The 25440-nt window shown below is 54.0% G+C and carries 26 protein-coding genes; 14 read left to right on the top strand and 12 right to left on the bottom strand.

Annotated elements, in window-relative coordinates; all coding sequences use genetic code 11:
• Positions 1-50: 50 nt before the first annotated feature.
• Both dpiA and dpiB read right to left on the bottom strand, forming a co-directional pair.
• Complete coding sequence (gene dpiA / locus OGW13_RS20335) at positions 51-728, bottom strand: two-component response regulator DpiA (protein WP_043001435.1); 678 nt, start codon at positions 726-728, stop codon at positions 51-53.
• Positions 697-2358: a sensor histidine kinase DpiB gene (dpiB, locus tag OGW13_RS20340; protein WP_043001436.1), complete on the bottom strand. Its 1662-nt coding sequence runs from the start codon at positions 2356-2358 to the stop codon at positions 697-699. The genes dpiA and dpiB overlap by 32 nt, the downstream gene beginning before the upstream one ends.
• 389 nt (positions 2359-2747) lie before the next feature.
• Here dpiB and citC point away from each other — a divergent pair, with 389 nt between their 5' ends.
• The 8 genes from citC to rna all read left to right on the top strand — a co-directional run bounded on the left by citC (position 2748) and on the right by rna (position 10407).
• Positions 2748-3824, top strand: a complete 1077-nt coding sequence (citC, locus tag OGW13_RS20345; RefSeq protein WP_058587783.1) for a [citrate (pro-3S)-lyase] ligase — start codon at positions 2748-2750, stop codon at positions 3822-3824.
• Entirely contained in the window at positions 3821-4117 is a 297-nt protein-coding gene (gene citD / locus OGW13_RS20350) for a citrate lyase acyl carrier protein (RefSeq protein WP_043001438.1), read from the top strand. The genes citC and citD overlap by 4 nt, the downstream gene beginning before the upstream one ends.
• The gene (gene citE / locus OGW13_RS20355) at positions 4114-5022 is read left to right on the top strand and encodes a citrate (pro-3S)-lyase subunit beta (RefSeq protein ID WP_187250820.1); all 909 of its coding nucleotides are present in this window, start codon (positions 4114-4116) and stop codon (positions 5020-5022) included. The genes citD and citE overlap by 4 nt, the downstream gene beginning before the upstream one ends.
• A 10-nt stretch (positions 5023-5032) precedes the next feature.
• Entirely contained in the window at positions 5033-6565 is a 1533-nt protein-coding gene (gene citF / locus OGW13_RS20360) for a citrate lyase subunit alpha (RefSeq protein ID WP_287116416.1), read from the top strand.
• Between the two features lie 3 nt (positions 6566-6568).
• A complete protein-coding gene (gene citX / locus OGW13_RS20365; protein WP_130097967.1) occupies positions 6569-7120 on the top strand; it encodes a citrate lyase holo-[acyl-carrier protein] synthase in 552 nt (183 codons plus the stop codon).
• On the top strand, positions 7092-8000 hold the full coding sequence (gene citG / locus OGW13_RS20370; RefSeq protein ID WP_090048753.1) for a triphosphoribosyl-dephospho-CoA synthase CitG: 909 nt from the start codon (positions 7092-7094) through the stop codon (positions 7998-8000). The genes citX and citG overlap by 29 nt, the downstream gene beginning before the upstream one ends.
• Before the next feature lie 25 nt (positions 8001-8025).
• Positions 8026-9489: a citrate/succinate antiporter CitT gene (citT, locus tag OGW13_RS20375; protein WP_043001443.1), complete on the top strand. Its 1464-nt coding sequence runs from the start codon at positions 8026-8028 to the stop codon at positions 9487-9489.
• 111 nt (positions 9490-9600) lie between these two features.
• Positions 9601-10407 (top strand): ribonuclease I, encoded by an 807-nt coding sequence (gene rna / locus OGW13_RS20380; protein WP_044266403.1) that lies wholly within the window; start codon positions 9601-9603, stop codon positions 10405-10407.
• Positions 10408-10445: 38 nt separating this feature from the next.
• Here the strand turns inward: rna and OGW13_RS20385 are convergent, their stop codons facing one another.
• Both OGW13_RS20385 and OGW13_RS20390 read right to left on the bottom strand, forming a co-directional pair.
• Entirely contained in the window at positions 10446-11069 is a 624-nt protein-coding gene (locus tag OGW13_RS20385) for a flavin reductase family protein (protein WP_054176122.1), read from the bottom strand.
• Between the two features lie 96 nt (positions 11070-11165).
• Complete coding sequence (locus OGW13_RS20390) at positions 11166-12002, bottom strand: alpha/beta fold hydrolase (protein WP_054176121.1); 837 nt, start codon at positions 12000-12002, stop codon at positions 11166-11168.
• Between the two features lie 274 nt (positions 12003-12276).
• Between OGW13_RS20390 and rnk the strand changes: the two genes are divergently transcribed.
• The 3 genes from rnk to uspG all read left to right on the top strand — a co-directional run bounded on the left by rnk (position 12277) and on the right by uspG (position 13463).
• Positions 12277-12687, top strand: a complete 411-nt coding sequence (gene rnk / locus OGW13_RS20395) for a nucleoside diphosphate kinase regulator (protein WP_043001447.1) — start codon at positions 12277-12279, stop codon at positions 12685-12687.
• Between the two features lie 147 nt (positions 12688-12834).
• Complete coding sequence (yldA, locus tag OGW13_RS20400; RefSeq protein WP_272482625.1) at positions 12835-12924, top strand: small membrane protein YldA; 90 nt, start codon at positions 12835-12837, stop codon at positions 12922-12924.
• A gap of 110 nt (positions 12925-13034) precedes the next feature.
• The gene (gene uspG, locus OGW13_RS20405) at positions 13035-13463 is read left to right on the top strand and encodes a universal stress protein UspG (RefSeq protein WP_043001448.1); all 429 of its coding nucleotides are present in this window, start codon (positions 13035-13037) and stop codon (positions 13461-13463) included.
• A 77-nt stretch (positions 13464-13540) separates the two neighbouring features.
• Here uspG and ahpF read toward each other — a convergent pair whose 3' ends face one another.
• Both ahpF and ahpC read right to left on the bottom strand, forming a co-directional pair.
• Positions 13541-15106 (bottom strand): alkyl hydroperoxide reductase subunit F, encoded by a 1566-nt coding sequence (gene ahpF, locus OGW13_RS20410; protein ID WP_044256621.1) that lies wholly within the window; start codon positions 15104-15106, stop codon positions 13541-13543.
• 243 nt (positions 15107-15349) lie between these two features.
• Positions 15350-15913 carry an alkyl hydroperoxide reductase subunit C gene (gene ahpC, locus OGW13_RS20415; RefSeq protein ID WP_004859485.1) on the bottom strand — a complete coding sequence of 188 codons (564 nt, stop codon included), beginning with the start codon at positions 15911-15913 and terminating at the stop codon, positions 15350-15352.
• Between the two features lie 376 nt (positions 15914-16289).
• Between ahpC and dsbG the strand changes: the two genes are divergently transcribed.
• From dsbG to OGW13_RS20430, 3 genes are all read left to right on the top strand, one after another.
• On the top strand, positions 16290-17036 hold the full coding sequence (gene dsbG / locus OGW13_RS20420) for a thiol:disulfide interchange protein DsbG (RefSeq protein ID WP_043001450.1): 747 nt from the start codon (positions 16290-16292) through the stop codon (positions 17034-17036).
• A 331-nt stretch (positions 17037-17367) separates the two neighbouring features.
• Entirely contained in the window at positions 17368-18591 is a 1224-nt protein-coding gene (locus OGW13_RS20425; protein WP_043001451.1) for a phosphoadenosine phosphosulfate reductase, read from the top strand.
• Positions 18576-19193, top strand: coding sequence for an IbrB-like domain-containing protein (locus OGW13_RS20430; RefSeq protein ID WP_043001452.1), 618 nt, complete (start codon positions 18576-18578; stop codon positions 19191-19193). The genes OGW13_RS20425 and OGW13_RS20430 overlap by 16 nt, the downstream gene beginning before the upstream one ends.
• 48 nt (positions 19194-19241) lie before the next feature.
• Here OGW13_RS20430 and OGW13_RS20435 read toward each other — a convergent pair whose 3' ends face one another.
• The 6 genes from OGW13_RS20435 to entE all read right to left on the bottom strand — a co-directional run bounded on the left by OGW13_RS20435 (position 19242) and on the right by entE (position 25437).
• On the bottom strand, positions 19242-19439 hold the full coding sequence (locus OGW13_RS20435) for a YbdD/YjiX family protein (protein WP_043001453.1): 198 nt from the start codon (positions 19437-19439) through the stop codon (positions 19242-19244).
• 57 nt (positions 19440-19496) lie between these two features.
• Positions 19497-21602, bottom strand: coding sequence for a pyruvate/proton symporter CstA (cstA, locus tag OGW13_RS20440; protein ID WP_043001454.1), 2106 nt, complete (start codon positions 21600-21602; stop codon positions 19497-19499).
• Between the two features lie 185 nt (positions 21603-21787).
• Positions 21788-22201 carry a proofreading thioesterase EntH gene (gene entH, locus OGW13_RS20445; protein WP_043001455.1) on the bottom strand — a complete coding sequence of 138 codons (414 nt, stop codon included), beginning with the start codon at positions 22199-22201 and terminating at the stop codon, positions 21788-21790.
• A 2-nt stretch (positions 22202-22203) separates the two neighbouring features.
• Positions 22204-22959: a 2,3-dihydro-2,3-dihydroxybenzoate dehydrogenase EntA gene (gene entA / locus OGW13_RS20450; protein ID WP_287116417.1), complete on the bottom strand. Its 756-nt coding sequence runs from the start codon at positions 22957-22959 to the stop codon at positions 22204-22206.
• Complete coding sequence (locus tag OGW13_RS20455) at positions 22959-23816, bottom strand: isochorismatase (protein ID WP_287116418.1); 858 nt, start codon at positions 23814-23816, stop codon at positions 22959-22961. The genes entA and OGW13_RS20455 overlap by 1 nt, the downstream gene beginning before the upstream one ends.
• Before the next feature lie 13 nt (positions 23817-23829).
• A complete protein-coding gene (gene entE, locus OGW13_RS20460; RefSeq protein ID WP_109739991.1) occupies positions 23830-25437 on the bottom strand; it encodes a (2,3-dihydroxybenzoyl)adenylate synthase EntE in 1608 nt (535 codons plus the stop codon).
• Positions 25438-25440: the final 3 nt, after the last annotated feature.

Raw genomic sequence — 25440 nt, forward strand, 5'->3', positions numbered from 1 at the left:
ACCCTTGCCGGATGAGGGCGCGCTATGTCTCATCCGGCCATACGCCGCCATTAACCGTGGTAAATTCGCTGCGGTCTCCCCACCTTGCCGTGCACAATTTCCGCAATAACCAAATGCCGACTGGCACAATATTCGAGGTACCGTCTGGCGGTCGTACGGCTGATGGTCAGCGCCTGCGCGACGGTTTCGGCGGTGTGCTGTACCTGAGGATCAGCAAACAGCTTTTTAACCGCATTCAACGTTAACGCATCAATCCCGGTGGGCAGCTCATCTTTCGGCTCGCCTCGCGCATAGGCATTAAACATCTCATCAATTTGTCGCTGACTGGCGCTGTCGTTTTCTGCCAGCATCCGTCTGCGCTGTTGGTAACGGGTGAGCGTCTGCCCCAGACGCTCATAGGCGATAGGTTTGATCAAATAATCAAACGCCCCGCTGCGTACCGCGTCGGCCACCGTTTCCATATCGCTGGCCGCAGTGGTAAAAACCACCCCGCCGGGATAATGCGACGCCGTCAGCTCATGCAGCAGCGTGATCCCCTTCCCGTCCGGAAGGTAGTTATCCAGTAAAATGAGGCCCGGTTTAAACCGTTCAATCATCATTCTCGCCTGCGCCAGATTACCGGCTAACCAGATCTGATTAAAACCGGGAATATGGCGGATGTACTCTGCATGCATCTCGGCAAGCAGCATTTCATCTTCAACGATTAATAGGGTTAATGGTTCCGTCATTGTTCTTTTTCACTTTCGGAATAAAAAGAGAGAATAAGGTGCCGCAGGGATCGTTATCTTCCAGAGTAATCGTTCCACCACAGCGCCCCACATAACTTGCAATCAGATACAGTCCGATGCCGTGCTCACCCGGCTCATCGGAACGGGTGCTTACACCCTGTTCGAATATTTTTTCACGCAGTGCCTCAGGGACGCCGCATCCCTGGTCGGCCACTTCTATCACCACATCATCGCCTTCATCGCTCAGATACAGTTCCACGACCTTATTCCCCTGCTCGGTACGCAAACTGGCGTCAAACGCGTTGTCGAGAAGATTTCCGACAATCGCCGCAAATTCGGTACTGTCCAGCCCTTCCGGCAACTGCTGAAGCTGACTGCCAGGAACGATCGTCATTTTGAGCCCCAGTTCGCGCGCGCGCTGAACCTTACCAAACAGCAGGCCCGCCACCTGGCGATCGGCAAACGCCTCGCGCAGGCTGTCAATCAACTGTTGCTGCGCCTGCGATTCCCCCTGCACCATCTCCCTGACCCGATCGTACTCTTTCATTTGCAGCAGGCCATTGAGCGTTGACATCCAGTTTAGATGTTCATGGCGCAACGTTCGCAGACTCTCCACATATTGCTTAATCTGTGTCAGTTGCGCGTTCAGGGTGGCGATCTCATCTTTGCTGCGAAAGCTGATAATCGCGCCCAGTAACTCATCCCCTGAACGGATCGCCTCACGGTTGGCAATAACGCTCAGACCATTGAAGTTGACCATCGCGTCCACACGCCTTTCGGCAATCTGTTCGGTAAAGAAATCGGATGGGTTAACCACCTCATGAATCGGTTTGCCCAACCATTGTCGACCTGGCGAACGCAGGCCGAGCATCTTTCTCGCACTACGGTTAATGGCCGTAATATAGCCGTCGGGATCCACGGCAATCAGCCCTTCATAAACAGAACTGAACAGCGCTTCCTGCTGACGAACTACCCGGGCAATTTGCTTCGGTTCCATCCCCATCATCTGACGGCGAATATGAGCGGCAAAAAACCAGGAAAGCAACATCAGTACCACCAGCAGCAAAACAAACACGCCGGCCATCGGTAGAATGAAGTCCAGCCGCCAGCTGTCAATTTTGCTGACCAGATAACCGATGGAGACCACGCCAATAACGTTGCCGTCATCATCAAAGATTGGCGTTTTCGCCCGCATTGCCAGGCCGATGGAGCCCGTCCCGGTAATGAAATAGCTTTCTCCCCTCTCCAGCGCGCCAGGCTTGGTAAACTGCATCGGGTAGCCAATTTTCTCCGGGTTAGGATGATAAAGCCGGATAGAGTGACTATCGCCGATCACCACATAGTCAAAATCAGTATCGCTCTGCAGTTTTCCGGCAATGGTTGCCAGCCGTTTGTAATCGCGATCCTTCACCGCCGCAATGATGCTGTCGTTGGCGGCAATAATCTTCGCCTGGTTCATCGCCATATCGCGAACGTGCGTACTCAAGTAATCTTCAAAGCTCGCGGAAAAATACTGTGCCAGCGCGGCAATAATGAACACCGAAAAAACGAGAATAAGCAGAAAAATGCGCAACGGAAATGCCAGTCGGCGAAAAAAAGAAAACGGCTTTTTATTTTTTTGAACCAACATGACGGTTCCTTAATGGGCATAATTCGGTAAAAGCCGCCAGCATATGTAATGAAATTGTTTTATACAGACAGGCAGCAAATAAAGACAATCGTTACAGATTCACCACATTAAATCAATTAAGTCATTTAACACCACGTCACAATCTGTAATAAGAATAATTAAAAAACTTAAAACCATTAAACTCATAAAAACCATCTAAGTGTTTGTGAAATAAATCAAAATTTACCTCGAAAATACTCCTTACGATGTATGCATTCCGGAAAAAAAGAAATAGGCCGTTGCAAAATCGTCTTTTCCCCGGAATGAAAACAAAACGTTATAAAATCGTATTTCCGTACAACATACATACAAAACCGGCAACAACAATATATCTTCAGGACTTATCCACTATGTTTGGTAATAATGTGTTCACGCGCGTCAAACGCTCAGAAAATATAAAGATGGCGGCGATCACGCAATTCCTGAAAGAAAATGATCTGAGCGTCGATACCACCGTTGAGGTTTTTATTACCGTGACTCGTGATGAAAAACTCATCGCCTGCGGCGGTATCGCCGGAAATATCATCAAGTGTGTGGCCATTAGTGAATCGGTACGCGGCGAGGGGTTAGCGCTCACGCTGGCGACAGAACTTATCAATCTCGCCTACGAAAGGCACTGCACGCATCTCTTCATTTATACCAAAACTGAGTATGAATCGTTGTTCCGCCAGTGCGGATTTTCAACGCTGACCCGCGTTCCCGGCATCATGGTGCTAATGGAAAACAGCACCACACGTCTGAAACGCTATGCAGAGTCATTAAGCAAACTGCGTCATGACGGCAAGAAAATCGGCTGCATCGTGATGAATGCCAATCCGTTCACCAATGGACACCGCTATTTAATCCAACAGGCGGCAGCGCAGTGCGACTGGCTGCATCTGTTCCTGGTGAAAGAAGATACCTCCCGTTTCCCGTATGAGGACCGACTCGACCTGGTGCTCAAAGGCACCGCAGACATCCCGCACCTCACCGTTCATCGCGGGTCGGAATACATCATTTCGCGCGCCACGTTCCCGTGTTACTTCATTAAAGAACAAAGCGTCATCAACCATTGCTACACCGAAATCGATTTAAAAATTTTTCGTCAGTATCTGGCACCTGCGCTGGGGATCACCCATCGCTTTGTCGGTACGGAACCGTTTTGCAGCGTAACCGCCCAGTATAACCACGACATGCGTTTCTGGCTGGAAACGCCGACTCTTCCCGCCCCGCCCATTGAACTGGTGGAAATCGAGCGACTGTGTTTCCAGGGGACGCCGATCTCTGCGTCTCTGGTGCGCAAACTGCTCGTGAAAAAAGATCTCACGGCTATCGCGTCGCTGGTGCCTTCAGCCACTTTGCACTACCTGCAAAGCATGCCTGAGCGCACACCCGCTCACGCGACAGTCCGCCAAAAGACCCCCGCATTAGTAACAGGTGAAAAATGAAAATAAACCAGGCTGCCGTCGCAGGCACACTTGAGTCCGGTGATGTGATGATACGCATCGCCCCTCTCGATACGCAGGAGATTGACCTGCAGATCAACAGCAGCGTTGAGAAACAGTTTGGCGAGGCCATTCGCGCCACCATTCTGGATGTTCTGACGCAGTATGACGTGCGCGGCGTGCAATTGAATGTCGATGATAAAGGCGCACTGGACTGTATTTTACGTGCACGACTGGAAGCATTACTGGCGCGCGCCAGCGGTATCCCGGCCCTGCCCTGGGAGGATCGCCAATGATTTCCGCTTCTCTGCAACAGCGCAAAACGCGCACTCGCCGCAGCATGCTGTTTGTTCCCGGCGCCAATGCCGCGATGGTCAGCAACTCGTTTATCTATCCGGCAGATGCCCTGATGTTTGACCTGGAAGACTCCGTCGCGCTGCGTGAAAAAGACACCGCTCGTCGTCTGGTCTACCACGCACTGCAGCATCCGCTGTATCGCGACGTCGAAACCATCGTGCGCGTTAACGCACTGGATTCCGAATGGGGGATCAACGATCTGGAAGCCGTCGTTCGCGGCGGCGCTGACGTGGTTCGTCTGCCGAAAACCGATACCGCTCAGGATGTTATCGATATCGAAAGCGAAATTCTGCGCATTGAAAAAGCCTGCGGTCGCGAGCCGGGCAGCACGGGTCTGCTGGCCGCCATCGAGTCACCGTTAGGCATCACTCGCGCCGTGGAAATCGCCCACGCCTCTGAACGTCTGATCGGGATCGCGCTAGGCGCGGAAGACTATGTACGCAACCTGCGCACGGAACGTTCGCCGGAGGGGACTGAATTACTGTTTGCCCGTTGTTCTATTTTGCAGGCCGCGCGCGCTGCCGGGATTCAGGCCTTCGATACCGTCTATTCCGATGCCAACAACGAAGCGGGCTTCCTGCACGAAGCCGCCCACATCAAACAGCTGGGTTTTGACGGCAAATCGCTGATCAACCCGCGCCAGATTGACCTGCTGCACAACCTGTATGCCCCGACGCAAAAAGAAGTGACGCACGCGCGTCTGGTCGTGGAAGCCGCAGAAGCCGCCGCCCGTGAAGGCCTCGGGGTGGTCTCCCTGAACGGCAAGATGGTCGACAGCCCGGTGATCGAGCGCGCACGTCTGGTGCTCTCCCGTGCAGAACTTTCCGGCATCCGCGAAGAATAAGGCAAAAACAATGACCCAGAAAAACGAACAGTCTCAACGACAGGAACGGGTAGCAGCCTGGAGCCGCCAGGCTGAAAGCGACCTTTCCACCTATACCAGCGCCGCAAAGCAGGCCCTGCAGGAACAGAAACCGCGCGACCAGAAACTGTGCGCCAGCCTGGAAGAGGCAATCCGCCGTTCCGGTTTGCAGGATGGCATGACCATCTCCTTCCACCATGCGTTTCGCGGCGGCGACCTGACCATTAACCTGGTGATGGCAACCCTCGCCAGCATGGGATTTAAAAACCTGACGCTGGCTTCCAGCTCCCTGAGCGATTGCCACGCGCCGCTGGTCGACCATATCCGTAACGGCGTCGTTAACCGTATTTATACTTCCGGTCTCCGCGGACCGCTGGCAGAAGAGATCTCTCGCGGCCTGCTCGCCGAACCCGTTCAGGTTCACTCCCACGGCGGCCGCGTGCATCTGGTTCAGAGCGGCGAACTTAACATTGATGTGGCCTTCCTCGGCGTCCCGTCCTGCGATCCGTTCGGTAACGCTAACGGCTACACCGGTAAAGCCTGCTGCGGTTCACTCGGCTATGCCCGCGTTGACGCTGAAAGTGCTAAACAGGTGGTGCTACTGACGGAACAACTGCTGCCTTATCCGCACAACCCGGCCAGCATTACCCAGGATCAGGTTGATCTGATCGTCCAGATAGACCAGGTCGGCGATGCCGATAAAATCGGAGCTGACGCCACCCGAATGACCACCAACCCGCGCGAACTGCTGATTGCCCGCAGCGCGGCAGAGGTCATCGCCCACTCCGGCTATTTCAAAGAAGGTTTTTCACTGCAAACCGGTACTGGCGGCGCCTCACTGGCAGTCACGCGCTTTTTGGAAGACAAAATGCGTCGCCGCGATATCCGCGCAGACTTCGCGCTGGGCGGTATCACGGCCACCATCGTCGATCTGCATGAAAAAGGGTTGATTCGCAAACTGCTGGACGTACAGAGCTTCGACCGCAATGCCGCAGAGTCACTGGCGCGCAACCCGAATCACATTGAAATCAGCGCGAACCAGTATGCCAACTGGGGTTCAAAAGGCGCCTCCGTAGACCGTCTGGACGTGGTCGTGCTGAGTGCGCTGGAAGTCGACACCCAGTTTAACGTCAACGTGCTGACCGGTTCTGACGGCGTCATTCGCGGCGCGTCCGGCGGACACTGCGATACCGCCGTCGCCGCTGCGTTGTCAATCATCGTCGCACCGCTGGTGCGGGGTCGCATTCCGACGCTGGTGGATAACGTGTTGACCTGCGTCACGCCGAGTTCCAGCGTCGATATTCTGGTTACCGATCATGGCATTGCGGTTAACCCGGCACGTCCGGAACTGGCGGAACGCCTGAAAGAAGCCGGGATGAAGGTGGTCTCCATCGAGTGGCTGCGTGAACGTGCGCAACAGCTCACTGGTGAACCCCGTCCCATCGAATTCACCGACCGTGTGATTGCCGTGGTGCGCTATCGCGACGGTTCAGTGATCGATGTTGTTCATCAGGTGAAGGAATAAGCCATGCACCTGCTCCCTGAACAGGCCACCCGCCACGCCGTTTCAATTCCCGAGCTGCTCGTCAGCCGGGATGCGCGACAAGCACGGCAACACGTCTGGCTAGCGCGCCATCCCATTCCACTGGTCTCCTTTACCGTGGTAGCGCCTGGCCCGATTAAAGACAGCGAGCTCACCCGTCGCCTCTTTAATCATGGCGTGACTGCGCTGCGTACGCTGGCGGCACAGGCGGACTGGCATATCAGGGAGCAGGCTGCACTGGCCTCAGCATGCGGGCCGGAAGGCATGCTCTCGATTGAGGCACCGGCCCGTGACATCAAGCTCGCAACCATTGAGCTCGAACATACCCATCCTCTGGGACGTTTGTGGGATATCGATGTGCTCACACCCGGAGGCGACATTCTCTCCCGCCGTCATTTCGCCCTTCCCGCCCGCCGCTGCCTGCTGTGCGAGCAGAGCGCTGCCGAATGCGCGCGTGGGAAAACTCATACGCTCTCCGATCTGATCGCCCACATGGAGGCGCTGCTGCATGCTGCCGATTCCCAATATGCCCGTTGAAACGACCGCTCTTCCTCGTACGCTGTTTGACGCATACGGCCATCTGGCGTGGCGTGCAATGCTGACGGAAGTCAATCTGTCGCCAAAACCCGGGCTGGTCGATCGTCTGAACTGCGGCGCGCATAAAGACATGTCGCTGACGGATTTTCATCGCAGCGCGCTGGCGATTCAGGCCTGGCTTCCGCGTTTTATTGAATACGGTGCATGCAGTGCGAAGATGCCGGCCGATGCCGTATTAACCGGCTTACGCCCGTTAGGTATGGCCTGTGAAGCGGACATGTTTCGCGCCACCGCGGGTGTGAACACCCATAAAGGCAGCATTTTTTCTCTCGGTCTGCTGTGTGCCGCCATTGGCCGACTACATCAGCAGCAGCAGCCCATCACCCCGGAAACGATCTGTACCACCGCCGCCCACTTTTGCCGCGGCCTGACCGAGCGCGAACTGCGCAACAACAACCAACAACTCACGGCAGGCCAGCGACTCTATCAGCAACTGGGGTTAACCGGCGCACGTGGCGAAGCCGAAGCGGGATATCCGTTAGTCATCCGCCATGCGCTTCCGCACTATCGCGCCCTGTTAGCCGAGGGACGCGATCCCGAGCTGGCGCTGCTGGACACCTTACTCCTGCTGATTGCGCGCAACGGCGATACCAACGTGGCCTCGCGCGGCGGTGCGGCAGGACTGCGCTGGATACAGCAGCAGGCAAACGCATTGTTACAACAAGGGGGCATCCGAACCCCCGCCGATCTCGATCATCTGCATCAGTTCGACAGCCACTGCATTGAACGCAATCTCAGCCCTGGCGGCAGTGCCGACCTGCTGATCGTCACGTGGTTTTTAGCCCAGATTTCTCAAGTTAAACATTTACACAATTATTGAAAAGATCCTTTCCGGAGAATCACTTATGTCTTTATCGAAAGATAGTATATGGAAGTTGTTGGCTCCCCTGGTCGTCATGGGTGTCATGTTTCTTATCCCTGTCCCGGACGGCATGCCCCCGCAGGCATGGCATTACTTCGCCGTTTTCGTGGCGATGATCGTCGGTATGATCCTGGAGCCGATTCCGGCTACCGCGATCAGCTTTATCGCCGTGACCATCTGCGTCATTGGTAGCAACTACCTGCTCTTTGATGCCAAAGAGCTGGCGGACCCGGCATTCGATGCCGGTAAACAGGCGCTGAAATGGGGTCTGGCGGGGTTCTCCAGTACCACCGTCTGGCTGGTGTTCGGTGCGTTTATCTTCGCGTTGGGCTACGAAGTTACGGGGCTTGGCCGTCGTATCGCGCTGTTCCTGGTGAAATTCATGGGCAAACGCACCCTGACGCTGGGCTATGCGATTGTCATCATCGATATTCTGCTGGCGCCGTTTACGCCATCTAACACCGCCCGTACCGGGGGCACCGTATTCCCGGTAATCAAAAACCTGCCGCCGCTGTTTAAATCGTTCCCGAACGATCCGTCCGCACGTCGTATCGGCGGTTACCTGATGTGGATGATGGTCATCAGTACCAGTCTGAGTTCTTCGATGTTCGTTACGGGTGCTGCGCCAAACGTGCTGGGTCTGGAATTTGTCAGCAAAATCGCCGGTGTGCAGATTAGCTGGCTGCAGTGGTTCCTGGGCTTCCTGCCGGTCGGTATCATTTTGCTGATCGTTGCGCCGTGGCTCTCTTATGTTCTCTACAAGCCTGAAATCACACACAGTGCGGAAGTCGCAGCGTGGGCGGGTGACGAACTCAAAACTATGGGTACCTTGACGCGTAAAGAGTGGACGCTGATCGGTCTGGTTCTGTTGAGCTTAGGGTTATGGGTCTTTGGCGGTGAAATGATCGACGCCACCGCCGTCGGTTTGTTAGCCGTTTCACTGATGCTGGCGCTGCATGTGGTGCCGTGGAAAGACATTACCAAATACAACAGCGCCTGGAACACGCTGGTGAACCTTGCCACCCTCGTGGTCATGGCAAACGGTTTAACCCGCTCCGGTTTTATTGACTGGTTCGCCAGTACTATGAGCACCCATCTGGAAGGGTTCTCGCCTAACGCGACGGTAATTGTGCTGGTGCTGGTGTTCTACTTTGCCCACTACCTGTTTGCCAGCCTGTCGGCGCACACGGCTACCATGCTGCCGGTGATTCTGGCGGTCGGTAAAGGAATCCCAGGCGTGCCGATGGAACATCTGTGTATCCTGCTGGTGCTGTCCATCGGGATCATGGGCTGTCTGACGCCGTACGCAACAGGTCCAGGGGTCATTATCTACGGCTGCGGCTATGTTAAATCCAAAGACTACTGGCGTCTTGGCGCCATCTTCGGGGTGATTTACATTGCGATGCTGTTGCTGGTTGGCTGGCCGATTCTGGCGATGTGGAACTAGTTCTGACGTAAAACACTGAATGGATCAAGGCCCGCAGGGTAAAGACACCTCGCGGGCTTTTTTTATGGTTAAATAGATACTATTCAGATTTTATATAAGTTCAGAATCATCATGAAACCGACCTGGCAAAAATGGGTGTGGCTCGCCGCCCCACTCCTCCCCCTTTCTACCGCAACCGCCAACGAATTACAGGCAACGCAGTACGGTGACTTTGACCGTTATGTGCTGGCGCTCTCCTGGCAGACAGGCTTCTGTCAGAGCCAGCACGATCGGGACCGCCGTGAACCTGACGAGTGTCGCCTGCAAAAAGAGACCGCCAACAAAGTCGATTTTCTGACCGTTCACGGATTGTGGCCAGGATTACCGAAATCGGTCGCTTCACGCGGAGTCGATGAACGCCGCTGGATGCGCTTTGGCTGCGCCACGCGTCCGATCCCTAACCTGCCGGAAGCTCGTGCCAGTCGCAAATGTTCTGCGCCTGAAACAGGACTTTCGCTGGAAACCGCCGCGAAACTCAGTGACGTTATGCCAGGAGCAGGCGGACGTTCTTGCCTCGAACGCTATGAATACGCGAAACACGGCGCCTGTTTTGGCTTCGACCCGGATGCGTACTTCGGCACCATGGTGCGGTTGAACAAAGAGATCAAGGCCAGCGAATTAGGGGCATTTCTGGGCGAGAATTACGGTAAGAGCGTCAGTCGCCGCGCCTTCGATGCAGCGGTGGCCCAACGCTGGGGAAAAGAGGCCGTCAAAGCAGTAAAACTGAGTTGTCACGGCAATCCGGCTTATCTGACGGAGATCCAGTTCTCGCTGAAGGCCAGTGCCATTAACGCGCCGCTCTCCGCCGACTCGTTTGCTCCGCAACCCCATCCGGGAAACTGTGGTAAGCAGTTCGTCATCGACAAAGTAGGTTACTGATCTTTTGACCCGACGTGAAATCCGCGCCGGGTCAAAAATCAACGTTTCGCACGCGCATCCGGGCGCACCAGATCAAAACGGTGCGACTCGCTGATCGCATAGTAGGCCGTAGGGCCGCCAGCACGCAGCACGGGCTGTGCTTTTGCGGTCTGGTAAATCCCCTCTTCCAGCAGCGTTTCGGCAATATGAATCCCGACAACCTCACCGAGGATCAGCCAGGTTTCGATGGCTTCACCCTGTGCGGTCGTCAGTTGAATACTCTGCGACAGGCGACATTCAAAATTCACCGGGCTTTGCGCAACGCGTGGCACTTTTACCAGCCGACTTTCCGCCTTCGTCAGCCCGGCAGCGAAAAATTCATCTTCGCCATGCGGTAGGCTGGCAGAGGTTTCATTCATCGCGCTGGCTAATTCTCGGGTGGTCAGGTTCCAGACAAACTCTCCGGTTTCCATGATGTTACGCACGCTGTCTTTCCAGCCAGTGCTGGCAAAACCGATAATGGGCGGATGATAATTGAAACAGTTAAAGAAGCTATAAGGCGCCAGATTATCCCGGCCAGCGGTGTCCTGAGAAGCGATCCAGCCAATTGGCCTGGGGCCAACAATGGCATTCAGCGGGTCGTGCGGCAGGCCGTGTCCCTGCGAGGGTTGATAGAAATACATAGTATTCTCTGATGAATTTAACGTCGGCGAAGCACGAAATGCGCTCCGCTCATCCCCCTGATGGAAGAGGATCAGCGTAGAGCAATCCGTTAAAGATTACGACTGAATAAAGTTGAGCAGATCCTGATTTATCTGCTGCTTATGGGTGGTGCAGATGCCGTGGGAACCGCCCGCGTAGACCTTCAGTTGCGCGTCGGGCAAGATTTCTGCCGCCACTTTGCCGCAGGTTTCAAGCGGGACAATCTGATCGTCATCGCCATGAATGACCAGCGTCGGAATGGTCATTTTGCGCAAGTCTTCGCGCAGATCTGTTTCCGAGAACGCCTTGATGCAGTCGTACAGCGCTTTTATTGAGCCCTGTAATCCCTGCTCAACAAAACTCTCGCGCACGGCTTTCGACTCTTTCGCTCCCGGACGGTTATAGCCGTAGAAGGCGGCAGTGAGTTCATAGAAAAAGGCGGCACGGTCATTGACAACGCCTTCACGGATACCGTCGAACACCTCTTTTGGCACGCCGTTTGGGTTGAAATCCGTTTTCACCATGATAGGCGTCACCGCGCCAATCAATACCGCTTTCGCCACGCGCTGCGTCCCGTGTCGCCCAATATAACGCGCCACTTCGCCACCGCCCGTCGAGTGACCGACGTGCACCGCATTTTGCAGGTTCAGGTGTGCGGTCAGTTCAGCCAGATCGTCGGCATACTGATCCATCGTGTGCCCCTCCCACGGTTGCGCGGAACGTCCATGCCCGCGCCTGTCGTGGGCGATCACCCGATATCCTTTCGACCCCAGAAAAAGCATTTGATCTTCAAAGGCATCTGCCGTTAACGGCCAGCCGTGGCTGAAGACAATGGGCTGTCCACTGCGATCACCCCAGTCCTTAAAATACAGATAGCTGCCATCTTTGAGAGTAATTTTGTCGTACTGGCTCATGAGATCTCCTGTAACGGAACGCTGAGAAAGTGACGCGCTCGCGGCGCGCGCTTAAAAAGCATAATGCAAATTTGAGAACGATCACGTTTATCCAATAAAATTCATACCAGCGATGCTTTTTTAGCTATTTACCCGAATGTGAACTAAATCACTTCAAACCCAGGGTAAGTCTCAGTATCATCGGGAGAGTTAAACCCTTGCCGCCAGACGGTGAGGGTTTTCTTTTGGGAATATTACCTGCGGCAAAACGCAGTACTGACGACATGGAGTAAAAATGTCCAGACCAACTATCATCATTAACGACCTTGATGCAGAACGCATCGATCGCTTACTGGAGCAACCCGCGTATGCAGATTTACCCATTGCCGACGCGTTAAATGCCGAGCTGGATCGTGCCCAAATGTGTTCGCCAGAGACCATGCCGCATGACGTCGTGACCATGAACAGTCGTGTTAAATTCCGCAATCTGAGCGATGGCGAAATTCGCGTGCGCACGTTGGTTTATCCTGCGGCGATGACCGACAGCAGTACGCAACTTTCAGTGATGGCGCCAGTGGGGGCAGCGCTGTTGGGCGTGCGTGTGGGCGACACCATTCACTGGGAACTTCCGGGCGGCGTATCCACCCACCTCGAAGTGCTGGAGCTGGAATACCAGCCAGAAGCTGCTGGCGACTTCCTGCGTTAATCCCATCTGCATAAGCGACTTTCCGCTTTACCCAGAGGATGCACTCGCATCCTCTTTCCGGCATCTTCCGTAAAATCACCCTTTCTTCCTGGTTCGCCTTTTTCCTGACTCGTCCACACTGAATCGGTTTCATTGGCAGGTGCGGTCATGAACGATACATTCAGCATATTACTGGGATTCTTCATTATGGCGGCGATCATCGTCGGCGCCGTGCTTTACCTGGAGAATCACTGGTAGCGAATGAACAAGGAATCGCCGCACATGCGAAAAATACCCTGCAGAAAGCAGACAGAATTATTATTATATGCTTGAATGATTTAAGTATTAATTAACAGGGAGAAACGGGTATGTATAAGACAATCATTATGCCGGTTGATGTTTTTGAAATGGAACTCAGCGATAAGGCGATTCGCCACGCTGAATTTCTGGCGCAGCAGGATGGCGTCATTCATCTTTTGCATGTGCTGCCTGGTTCTGCCAGCCTGAGCCTGCATCGCTTCGCCGCCGACGTTCGTCGTTTTGAAGAACACTTACAGCATGAAGCCGAAACCCGACTGCAAACGATGGTCGGTCACTTCAGTATCGATCCTTCCCGTATTAAGCAGCATGTCCGCTTTGGCAGCGTCCGTGACGTGGTCAATGAGCTGGGTGAAGAACTGAATGCTGACGTAGTGGTCATTGGTTCACGTAATCCGTCAATTACCACACACCTGCTGGGTTCTAATGCCTCAAGTGTGGTACGTCATGCCACGCTGCCGGTACTGGTTGTGCGTTAATCATCTGATGACTGACAAAAAAAGAGGTGCCAGTCGGCACCTCTTTCATTTTGCAGGTGTAGTCTTACTTTCTTTTTTTATGCCGTCTTCGTACGAATCAGGTAATCAAAGGCGCTCAGGGAAGCTTTCGCCCCTTCGCCGGTCGCGATGATAATCTGCTTGTACGGTACGGTGGTGCAGTCGCCCGCCGCAAATACGCCCTTCACACTGGTTTCGCATTTCGCGTCGATGATGATTTCACCCATCCGGTTGCGTTCAATCGCCCCTTCCAGCCAGGTGGTGTTTGGCAACAGGCCAATCTGGACGAAGATCCCCGCCAGTTCAACGTTGTGAACGTCGCCGCTCACACGGTCGCGGTATTCCAGACCAACCACTTTCGTGCCATCGCCTTTCACTTCTGTCGTCTGCGCGTTCAGAATAATATCGACGTTTTTCAGGCTGCGAACTTTGTCCTGCAGTACCTGGTCCGCCTTCATTTCCGGGGCAAATTCCAGCAGGGTCACGTGTTCCACAATCCCTGCGAGATCAATCGCCGCTTCTACGCCGGAGTTACCGCCGCCGATCACCGCCACACGCTTGCCTTTAAACAGCGGACCATCGCAGTGCGGGCAATAGGTGACGCCTTTGGTACGATACTGATCTTCGCCCGGAACGTTCATGTTGCGCCATTTCGCACCGGTAGCAATGATAATGCTGCGCGCTTTCAGTACCGCACCGGAAGCGGTTTCAATCTGATGCAGACCGCCTTCGCTGGCCGCTGGCACCAGTTTGCTGGCGCTCTGGCTGTCGATGACATCCACGTCATAATCATCGACGTGCGCCTTCAGTGCACCAGCCAACTTCTGCCCTTCCGTTTTCGGGACAGAGATGTAGTTTTCGATATCCACAGTATCGAGTACCTGGCCGCCAAAACGCTCACCCATCAGGCCGGTACGAATCCCTTTACGTGCGGAGTAAACCGCTGCGGCTGCACCCGCAGGACCGGAACCGACAATCAGAACATCATAAGCATCACGCTGGCTCAGCTCTTCTGCGGCGCGTTTTTCAGCGCCAGTATCCACTTTCGCCACGATTTCCGTCAGCGTCATCCGACCCTGACCAAACTCTTTCCCGTTAACGTAGACAGCCGGTACGCCCATCACGTTACGCTCAGTGATCTCGTTCTGGAACGTGCCGCCATCAATCGCCGTATGTTTGATACGCGGGTTCAGCACCGCCATCAGGTTCAGTGCCTGTACCACGTCAGGGCAGTTATGGCAGGAGAGTGAGTAATACGTTTCAAATTCAAAATCGCCGTCAATATCGCGGATCTGCTCGAGCAGAGACTGCGCTTCTTTTGACGGGTGTCCACCGGTCCACAACAGCGCCAGAACCAGCGACGTAAATTCGTGTCCCAGCGGAGAACCTGCAAAACGCGGCCCCTGCGTTGAACCCGGATTGGTGATCAGGAAAGAGGGTTTGCGCACCGACAGGCTGTTGTCTTCTTTAAAGGTGACTTTCTCTGACAGTCCAGCGATTTCAGCCAGCAGTTCCTTGATTTCCGCCGATTTAGCGCTGTCATCCAGCGTCGCAATCAGCTCAACAGGTTTCGTCAGTTTCTCAAGATAAGCCTTGAGCTGGGTTTTCATATTTGTGTCGAGCATTGTTCTTCCCTCTCTGAAAACATCATCATGCAAGCTGATTTGGCTGAGTCTGCATTAATACAACTTGCGTCATGGTGCTGAATAAAACGGGCACCCATAAGCACCCGTATGTGAGGTAAATTCCCAGTATTTCTTGTCACAGGAAGGCAGCAAACTTATGAATCCCCGGGAGCTTACATAAGTAAGTGACCGGGATGAATAAGCGCAGCCAACACACCTGTGGCATGAAAAACGCCGGAATTTTTAGATTTTACCGACCAGATCAAGGGATGGAGCCAGCGTCGCTTCGCCTTCTTTCCACTTAGCCGGGCACACTTCGCCTGGGTGAGAAGCAACATACTGAGCGGCTTTGATTTTACGCAGCAGGTCAGAAGCATCACGGCCGATACCTTCAGCGGTAACTTCGATCGCCTGGATGATACCCTGCGGGTCAACAACGAACGTCGCGCGGTCTGCCAGACCTTCGTCTTCACGCATGTTGTCGAAGTTACGGGTCAGGGCGCCAGTCGGGTCGCCGATCATCGCATATTTGATTTTGGCGATGGTGTCGGAGCTGCTGTGCCATGCTTTGTGGGTAAAGTGGGTGTCGGTAGAGACGGAGTAAACGTCTACGCCCAGCTTCTGCAGTTCTTCGTAATGGTCTGCAACGTCACCCAGTTCGGTCGGGCATACGAAGGTAAAGTCAGCCGGATAGAAGAAGAAGACGCTCCAGCGGCCTTCGGTATCTTTCTCGGTCACTTCGATGAATTCACCGTTTTTGAACGCCTGGTTTTTAAAAGGTTTAATTTTGGTATTAATCAAAGACATCTGTACTTCCTCCATGTTTTCGTTGAGAGATAAGTTACCGAAGATTGACTGACAGGGCTAATGCGTTTCCTTTATCAAATCAATAAGCGTTAGCTAACAAACCTCTCAATTCAACGTTGTGAACGTGCTACGACGCAAAGTAAAAAGGGCCACCTTTGCAGGCAGCCCCGTTACCTGAACTACCCGTGGGTAACTTCAGCGCCAGTGAAACTGGCTATGTGTTGCGCTCTACATTACCTTAACAAAGGCTGTAACAGCGAGAATGATTACACCACCCCACTCCTCAAAGGGCAACGTTCCAGCCTGAGGTCTTATCTATGGCTGTGATAGGTTTCCCCACCGTTCTCGCAATCGCTCTGATTTATAAGGATAAATGATGTTAAAACGTACGCTTTTGCTCTCCCTGCTCCCTCTTTTTGCCTGGGCCGAAGACCTGCCTGCGCCCGTTAAAGCGATAGAAAAACAAGGGATTACCATTATAAAGTCGTTCGATGCGCCCGGCGGGATGAAAGGCTATCTTGGGAAATATCAGGATATGGGGGTCACTATCTACCTGACGCCTGATGGCAAGCAGGCCATTTCAGGCTACATGTACAATGAAAAAGGCGAAAACCTGAGCAATCAGTTGATAGAGAAAGAAATCTATGCGCCTGCCGGACGGGAAATGTGGCAGCGCATGGAAAAAGCCGACTGGCTTCTCGATGGCAAAAAAGAGGCTCCGGTGGTGCTGTATGTTTTTGCTGATCCTTTCTGTCCGTACTGCAAACAGTTCTGGCAACAGGCTCGGCCATGGGTGGAGTCCGGCAAAGTCCAATTGCGAACGCTACTCGTCGGCGTCATCAAACCAGAGAGCCCAGCTACCGCTGCTGCCATTCTGGCATCGAACGATCCGGCAAAAACCTGGCATGATTATGAAGCCTCTGGCGGAAAAATGGCGCTCACGGTACCCAAAGCGATTTCTCCGGCACACATGAAAATCCTCAATATGAACCAGAAAATCATGGATGATTTAGGCGCAAACGTCACGCCCGCAATTTATTATATGAATAAAGATAACGTTCTTCAGCAGGTCGTTGGCTTGCCTGAAAAAGCGCAACTGGATGCCATGATGACACATCCATAAGTACTACGGGTAATTATATGCCATTAGATATAATTACCCTGAATATTTCTCATAACACGTTGTAAAAATCACTTCGTCATTTAAGCTTTACTTAAGTAACACTCAAACCAGAAAGAAACATTTCTTTGCAAAAACCCTTTGTTTTTAACCACACCAGCTTGTATAGCAAGCATGTAATATCAATTAAAATATATTCAAAACGGATATATGTAAGATAATTTAATTAATTCATTGAATTTATTTAAGTATTGCACGATCCCAAAAAAGTCTTATATTATAGAGGGATATCTATTTCAGGCGAATGACTTTAACGTTTAAGGATAAGCGATACATGTCCGTTTATAAAATATCATTAAACCAAAATGTTCTTGAAGCCGCTGAAGAACGCATCACCTGGACTCTCGAAAATCTTCCCCGCGTATGCGTCTCCTTTTCCGGTGGTAAAGATTCTGGCTTGATGTTACATCTGACGGCCAATATTGCCCGTAAGCTACACAAAAAAATCAATGTGTTGTTCATTGACTGGGAAGCGCAATTTTCCTGTACCATTAGCTATATTACCGCGCTGCGCGAAATGTATGCCGATGTCATCGACCATTTCTATTGGGTTGCCCTTCCGCTCACCACCCAAAACTCACTGTCACAGTTTCAGCCTGAATGGCAGTGTTGGGAACCCAATGCCCAGTGGGTTCGTCAACCGCCGCCAGACGCCATCACCGATCCGGGTTATTTTCCCTTCTATCAATCCGGCATGACCTTCGAACAGTTTGTACGTGAATTTGCCGACTGGTTTTCGAATAAACGCCCGGCAGCGATGATGATCGGGATTCGGGCCGATGAATCCTATAACCGTTTTGTAGCAATCGCCAGTTTACGTAAACAGCGTTTTGCCGATGACAAACCCTGGACGACCGCCGCACCAGGCGGACATACCTGGTATATCTATCCATTGTATGACTGGAAAACAGCCGATATCTGGACCTGGTTTGGTCGCACCAATTTGCCCTGTAATCCGCTCTACAACCTGATGTATCAGGCCGGTGTTCCGGCCCGTTACATGCGTATTTGTGAACCATTTGGCCCTGAACAGCGCCAGGGATTATGGCTCTATCATGTTGTTGAACCGGAAAGATGGGCCGCGATGTGCGAGCGCGTGAGTGGCGTCAGGAGCGGCGGGATCTACGCCGGGCAGGATAATCACTTCTATGGTCATCGAAAAATTCTCAAGCCCGATCACTTGAGCTGGCAGGACTACGCCATGCTGTTACTGCTCAGCATGCCCATCTCCACGGCAGAGCATTACCGCAACAAAATCGCCGTCTATTTACAGTGGTACAAGAAAAACGGCCTCGGAGAGATCCCGCAAACGCAGACGGGTGATATCGGTTCGAAAGATATCCCCTCCTGGCGACGCATCTGCAAAGTGTTATTGAACAATGATTACTGGTGTCGGGCGCTCTCTTTCAGTCCAACTAAACCGAAAAGTTACCAGCGTTATAGCGAACGCATGAAAGCGAAACGCAAGGAATGGGGAATTTTATGCAACAACGATTAACTCAGGACCTCCTTAGCTATCTTTCTGGCTTATCTGATGACGAAAGAATTAAAGCCATCAATGAGTTCAGAAAGGCGATTCACAGCGTCAGTCCATTTCGCAACGAGCCGGTTGACTGTGTGCTATGGATAAAAAACGATCGCATTTCGCCTAACGATTACAATCCTAATAACGTCGCACCACCGGAGAAAAAGCTGCTGCTGAAATCCATTGAGGCGGATGGCTTTACCCAACCCATTGTTGCCACCCAATCCAGTCCGGAAGAGTATGAGATCGTCGACGGTTTTCACCGCCATGAACTGGGGAAAAGCAAAGCCTCGCTTAAATCCCGTCTCAAAGGCTATTTACCCATTACTTGTCTGGAAGGGGAGCGGCATGACCGCATGGCAGCAACTATTCGCCATAACCGTGCTCGTGGCCGTCATCAGATCCACGCGATGTCAGAGATCGTACGTGAACTGGCATTACTGGGATGGGAAGACGAAAAAATCGGTAAGGAACTGGGGATGGACGAGGACGAAGTCCTGCGCCTGAAACAGATCAACGGTCTTCAGGAGCTGTTTGCCAGTCGTCGGTTTTCAAAAGCGTGGACGGTGAAATAACCTGATTATGCCGGATGACGTGCTTATCCGGCCCGAAGATCCTTGAGTTTAACAGCAGCGCGCCCCGCCCTTTCCGCCATAGCGCGCATCCTGACGCTCACGGAAAAACTCCTCATAGGTCATAGGCGTCTGATCCGGATGGGTGATCCGCATATGCTCGACATAGTTGTCATAGTCCGGCACGCCAATCATGAGTTTCGCGGCCTGGCCCAGATATTTCCCGGCTTTCGAAAGCGTATCAAACATCATTACCACCTGTCAGAAAATCCCCTCTCCCGATCGGGAGAGGGGCATAATTACACGTTAGTGCGCGCCTTTGGCCTGCGCAACGATCTCTTCCACATTTTCCGGCATCGGCTCATACGGCGTCTCTTTTGCCGTCGGCTTGTCCTCTTTGAGAGCGGCGAGCGCCGTCTTAATGGAGAACAGTGCCAGTACCACGACCACCACCATGAAGAAGATAGTCAGGCCCGCATCCAGACGGTTGTTAAACACCAGTTGCGCCAGTTGCGATTCCGTGTACTGCGGCGGGATATTGCCGCTGTCGATCATCGCCTGGAACTTATTGGCAATCGCCAGGAAGCCCACTTTTGTATCCGGGCTGAAGGATTTCTGCCAGCCCGCCGTCAGGGTACAAATCAGCAACCATGCAGTCGGCACCAACGCCACCCACGCATAACGCTGACGTTTCATCTTGAACAGGACAACCGCGCAGAGCATCAGTGCCATACCTGCCAGCATCTGGTTAGCGATACCAAACAGCGGCCACAGGGTGTTAATGCCGCCTAACGGATCCACCACGCCCTGATGCAGGAAGTAGCCCCACGCCAGCACGCACAGTGCGGTCGCCAGCAGGTTGGCAGGCAATGAGTCCGTACGTTTAAGGCCTGGAGAAACGACACCCAGCAGATCCTGCAACATGAAGCGCGCGGCACGCGTCCCCGCATCGACCGCCGTCAGAATAAACAGCGCTTCGAACAGAATGGCGAAGTGATACCAGAAGGCCACATCCATCATCCCACCCAGCGCGCCGTGCAGGATATAGGCCATCCCCACCGCCAGCGTAGGCGCACCACCCGCACGGGAGATAATCGACTGCTCACCCACCTCGTTAGCAATCTGATGCAGCGTGTCCGGCGTAATCGCAAAGCCCCAACTGCTGACCACCTGAGCGGCAGACGCCACCACATCCGCTGTGCCGGCAGGCGCCAGCACGGCCATTGGGCTGTTCATAGCGAAGTAGACGCCCGGATCGATGATGCAGGCAGAAACCAGCGCCATGATGGCGACAAACGATTCCATCAGCATACCGCCGTAGCCAATGAAGCAAGCCTGACCTTCGTTTGCCAGCATCTTCGGCGTCGTGCCGGAGGAGATCAGCGCGTGGAAACCCGAAACGGCGCCACAGGCGATAGTGATAAACAGGAACGGGAACAGGTTACCTGTCCACACCGGCCCGGTACCATCGACGAATTTAGTCAGCGCAGGCATCGTCAGCGTTGGACGCATGATCAAAATGCCAACCGCCAGACCAACAATGGTCCCGATTTTCAGGAAGGTCGAGAGGTAGTCACGCGGCGCCAGCAGCAGCCACACCGGCAATACCGCCGCCACGAAGCCGTAACCCACCAGCATCCAGGTTAACTGAACCCCAGTGAAGTCAAAGTACGGCGCCCAGGTAGGACTTTCCGCGACCCAGCCGCCGGAAATAATCGCAAACACGAGGAACACCAGACCGATAACCGACACTTCGCCGATACGACCCGGACGCAGATAGCGCAGATAGATCCCCATAAAGATCGCCAGCGGAATCGTAAACGCGACGGTGTAGGTTCCCCACGGACTGTGGGTCAGCGCTTTCACCACGATCATCGCCAGCACCGCAAGGATAATCACCATGATCATGAAACAGGCCACCAGCGCAATCACCCCTGCGGTTGGGCCCATCTCTTCTTTGACCAGTTCACCCAGCGAGCGGCCATCGCGACGCGTCGACACGAAGAGCACCATGAAATCCTGTACCGCCCCGGCTAAAACCACGCCAGCCAGCAGCCAAATCATGCCCGGCAAATAGCCCATTTGCGCCGCCAGTACCGGCCCGACTAACGGACCCGCGCCGGCAATCGCCGCAAAATGGTGACCAAACAAGACTTTTTTATCGGTGGGGACGTAGTCGAGCCCGTCGTTATGACGTACTGCAGGCGTCATCCGCGTCGGGTCAACCGCCAGCACATTTTTGGCGATGTACAGACCGTAAAAACGATAGGCAATGAGATAGACACAGACCGACGCCACGACTATCCACAGTGCGTTGATCTGTTCCCCACGGTTTAGCGCAATATAACCCAGAGCAAATGCACCCATTACCGAGAGCACTGTCCAGATGAGGTATTTCCCTGATTTATTCATGGTTGTTATCCGTTTGCGTGTTCCAGAGAAGAGAGATGTTACATTTTGTTTCTATAACATCTTTTCTGGTTTTAACAACCTGACAACCCAATAAACCTGAAGTATCACCGACTATTTACATTGCATTGTTAACTGGATCACTCCATTCACCCGTTAACGCTGCAATCACATAACATTAAGCGTGCTCAGCCCAACACTGCGGTTCCCAGTCGGCAAGTACAGCAACGCCGCCCTTGCTCATCAAACACCACGATTTCCCAGCTCTGGCTTTGACGCCCCAGATGCAGCGGCTGGCAGACACCGCGCACCTTACCCTGCGAAACCGCCCGGTGATGAGTGGCATTCAGTTCTGTCCCAACCACGCATTGCCCGTCGCGGGTCATCAGATAACCCGCCATTGAACCTAACGTTTCGGCCAGCGCCGCTGAGGCTCCGCCGTGCAGTAAACCAAAGGGCTGGTGTGTGCGGGTATCCACCGGCATTTCGGCTTCCAGCACGTCGTCACCAAGTCGGGTATAGATAATGCCCAGATGCGCCACCATCGTGTTCTGACTGGTGGCGTTCAGTTCATCAAGCGTGAAATGACGTTTCCAGATCATCGTTACGCTCCCAGCGTGGAGCCGCCGTCCACCACGATGTCCTGCAGCGTAATGTGGCTGGCCAGATCGGAGGCAAGGAACAGAATGGTGTTAGCGATCTCCTGCGGTCGGGCAATTTTGCCTAAAGGAATACCGAGCTTAAACTGCTCACCAAAGCCGCGAATGCGCTGCTGTTCCGCATCATCACTGACCCACAGCGTGCGCTGCATGTCAGTATCCGTTGATCCTGGCGACACCAGATTACAGCGCACTCCGCTGCCCGCCAGTTCCAGCCCAACGGTCAGCGCCAGACTTTTCAGCGCCGCCTTCGACGCCCCATAGGCGCTCATGCCTATACGTGGCGTATGCGCGGCGTCTGAAGCCACGGTCACTATCGCCCCACCCCGCTGATGGCGAAACTGCGCCATCGTCTGCTGGAACAGGTTAAAAGCACCACCAACGTTAACTGCAAACGTCTGCTGCCAGTCGTGCGGACTCAGCGCGTCGGTCGCGCCCATGCGTAAAATCCCGGCAGCATTCACCAGCACGTCCAGCCGGTCGGTTTGCACCAGCAGGCGCTGACAAACCTCAGCTACCTGTCCGGCATCCGCCACATCCATCACTTCGGTAACAAACGGGTAATCCTGCAAAGCGAACTCACGATCGAAGCCCGTGACCTGTGCTCCGGCCTCAACAAACGCCAGCGCCGTGGCATAACCAATGCCTTTACCTGCGCCGGTGACCCACACCGTTTTGCCGTAATAATCGAATCCAGCCATCAGCGCACCTCGCGAGAGAGTAGCGCCCACCAGGCATCAATGGTCGGGTTTTTCGCCAGCATCACGAAGTCGATATCACCACGCACTTTCCGCCAGCGTGCTGCCAGCGCCATCATCCGTACCGAGTCGAGACCGTAATCGATCAGGTTCTCGTCATCCATCGGTTCATCGGACTCATCGAGCAGCGGTAAAATCAGCGCGCGCAGTTCCTCTTTGCTGGTTGGTACCGGCGCGGGCAACAACTCCTGAGTCATTACGACCCGACCTGAACGTCCCGCAACATACTTCAGCGACATCAGGTGTTCTTCACGGCTAAAGTCGGCCAGCGCGTCCGCTACCATGAACGGCTTGATATCGCGCATAAAAGCGTCCGTCGCGGTGGTCATGCAACCAATGTGTGCATATACCCCGGTGATAATAAGCTGATCGCGACCGGTTTCTTTCAGCATCAGTTCCAGCGGGGAACGGTGAAACGCGCTGTAACGCCATTTCACCAGTACATTATCGGCTTCATCCGGTGCCAGCGCGGCAACCACTTTTTGCTGCTCTGGTGAGCGTGTCAGTCCGGGACCCCACATGTCGTTAAGCAGGGCACGATCTTCATCGCTCTGATCTTTCGGCTGTGCGGTGTAATAAACCGGAATATTATGGGCTTTACAGTAATTGCGCAGCGCGGCGATATTGGCGATCACCTGTTCCATCATCGGACAGTTTTCACCCCAGAAGCTGACGAAGTAGTCCTGCATATCGTGGATCAGCAGCGCTGCACGGTCCGGCTCGAACGTCCAGTTGACCTTATTGACCGGAATATCGAGCGCGGTTGGCAGCGCGTAAGCCTGCAGTTTAGGAATTGCCATTGCGTGTTCTCCTTCAGGCCGAACGTGTTGCCAGCCACTGACGTAATTGTTTTTTATCGACTTTACCCACCGGGGTCAAAGGCAGCGCCTCAACGGTTTCCACCCGGTCCGGTAACTTGAATTCAGCGACGCCCTGCTCACGCAGAAAGCGGCGCACCTGTACCGCGCGCAGCGGTTCTTTCACCACCAGATACGCGCAGCTTTTCTCCCCCAGCAGCTCGTCTTCCATACTGACCAGCGCCGCATGAATCACCGCCTGATGACGCAGTAACAGGTTTTCGATCTCTTCCGCGGCGATCTTCTCGCCGCCACGGTTGATCTGATCTTTCTCTCGTCCCTGAACGGTGATGTAGCCATCCTCGTCAATGGCGATCAGATCGCCTGAGCAGTAAAAACCGTTGGCGTCAAATGCGCTGGCGTTATGCTGCGGGCTTTTGTAATAACCGCGGAAGGTATAGGGACCACGTGTCATTAGCCGTCCCGTTTCCCCTTGTGGCAGCGGGTTGCCGTCGGCATCTGCCACCCACACTTCATCATCCGGACACATCGGACGCCCCTGGGTATTGATTACCCGCTCCGGGCTGTCGTCGAGACGGGTATAGTTCACTAAACCTTCCGCCATGCCGAAAACCTGCTGCAACTGGCAGCCGATTTCGGCTGGGATCCGCGCCGCCAGGGATGCAGAGAGGCGCGCACCACCAACCTGCAACAGCTTCAGCGAAGCCAGCTGCGCATTGCTGCCCCATTCATTAATCGCCTGTAACCACAGGCTGACCGCTGGCGGCACCAGCGCCGTCGCGTTGATCTGATGTTTTTCAATCAGCGGGAAGCACAGCGTGGCGCTCGGGTCCGCGGCCAGTACGACCGTTCCCCCCGCCAGAAATACGCCCAGCGATCCGGGTGAACTCATGGCGTAGTTATGCGCAGCAGGGATGGCGCATAAAAAACGCGTATCGGCGGTGAAGTGACAGATTTCATTACTACGACGCACGCTGTAGTAATAGTCGTTGTGGGTTCGCGGGATCAGCTTCGGCGTCCCGGTCGTGCCGCCAGAGAGCTGGAAGTACGCCACCTCATCCGCAGGCGATGGCGTAGCAGTAAACGCGTCTGCCGGCTGGTTTATCGCCGCTTGCAGGCAGTGCTCGCCACTGTCATTGAGCAGATGCACCACGCGAATAGAATTATGCTGAGCAATAAACGTATTCAGAAAATCATTGTCGGCAAACAGCGCGTGCTGACGATCGGCAATCAGCAGCGCGGGCTCGATCTGCGTCGTATACGCGGTAAGTTCGGTGCGTTGATGACTGAACAGCGCAAGCACGGGCGCGACGCCAAGCTTCAGCAGCGCAAAGAACGTGATATACAACTCCGCCACGTTGCCCAGTTGTACCAGCGCGGTTTCGCCGGATTTGATCCCCTGACGGCGCAGCGTACAGGCGAGGTTATCCACCGCCTGGTTCAGTTCACGATAGCTCAACTGGCGCTCACCCTCGATGACCGCCGTATGGTCGCTTTCTGCATGGCGGGTCAAAATATCCGTCAGCGGCAGATCCTGCCAGTAGCCTTTTTCGCGGTACCGACGGGCAAATTCGTCAGGCCACCGGGTGAAAGGAATGCTCATCAT

Source organism: Citrobacter sp. Ca225 (genome assembly GCF_030337175.1).
In the GTDB taxonomy this organism is placed as follows: domain Bacteria; phylum Pseudomonadota; class Gammaproteobacteria; order Enterobacterales; family Enterobacteriaceae; genus Citrobacter_A; species Citrobacter_A amalonaticus.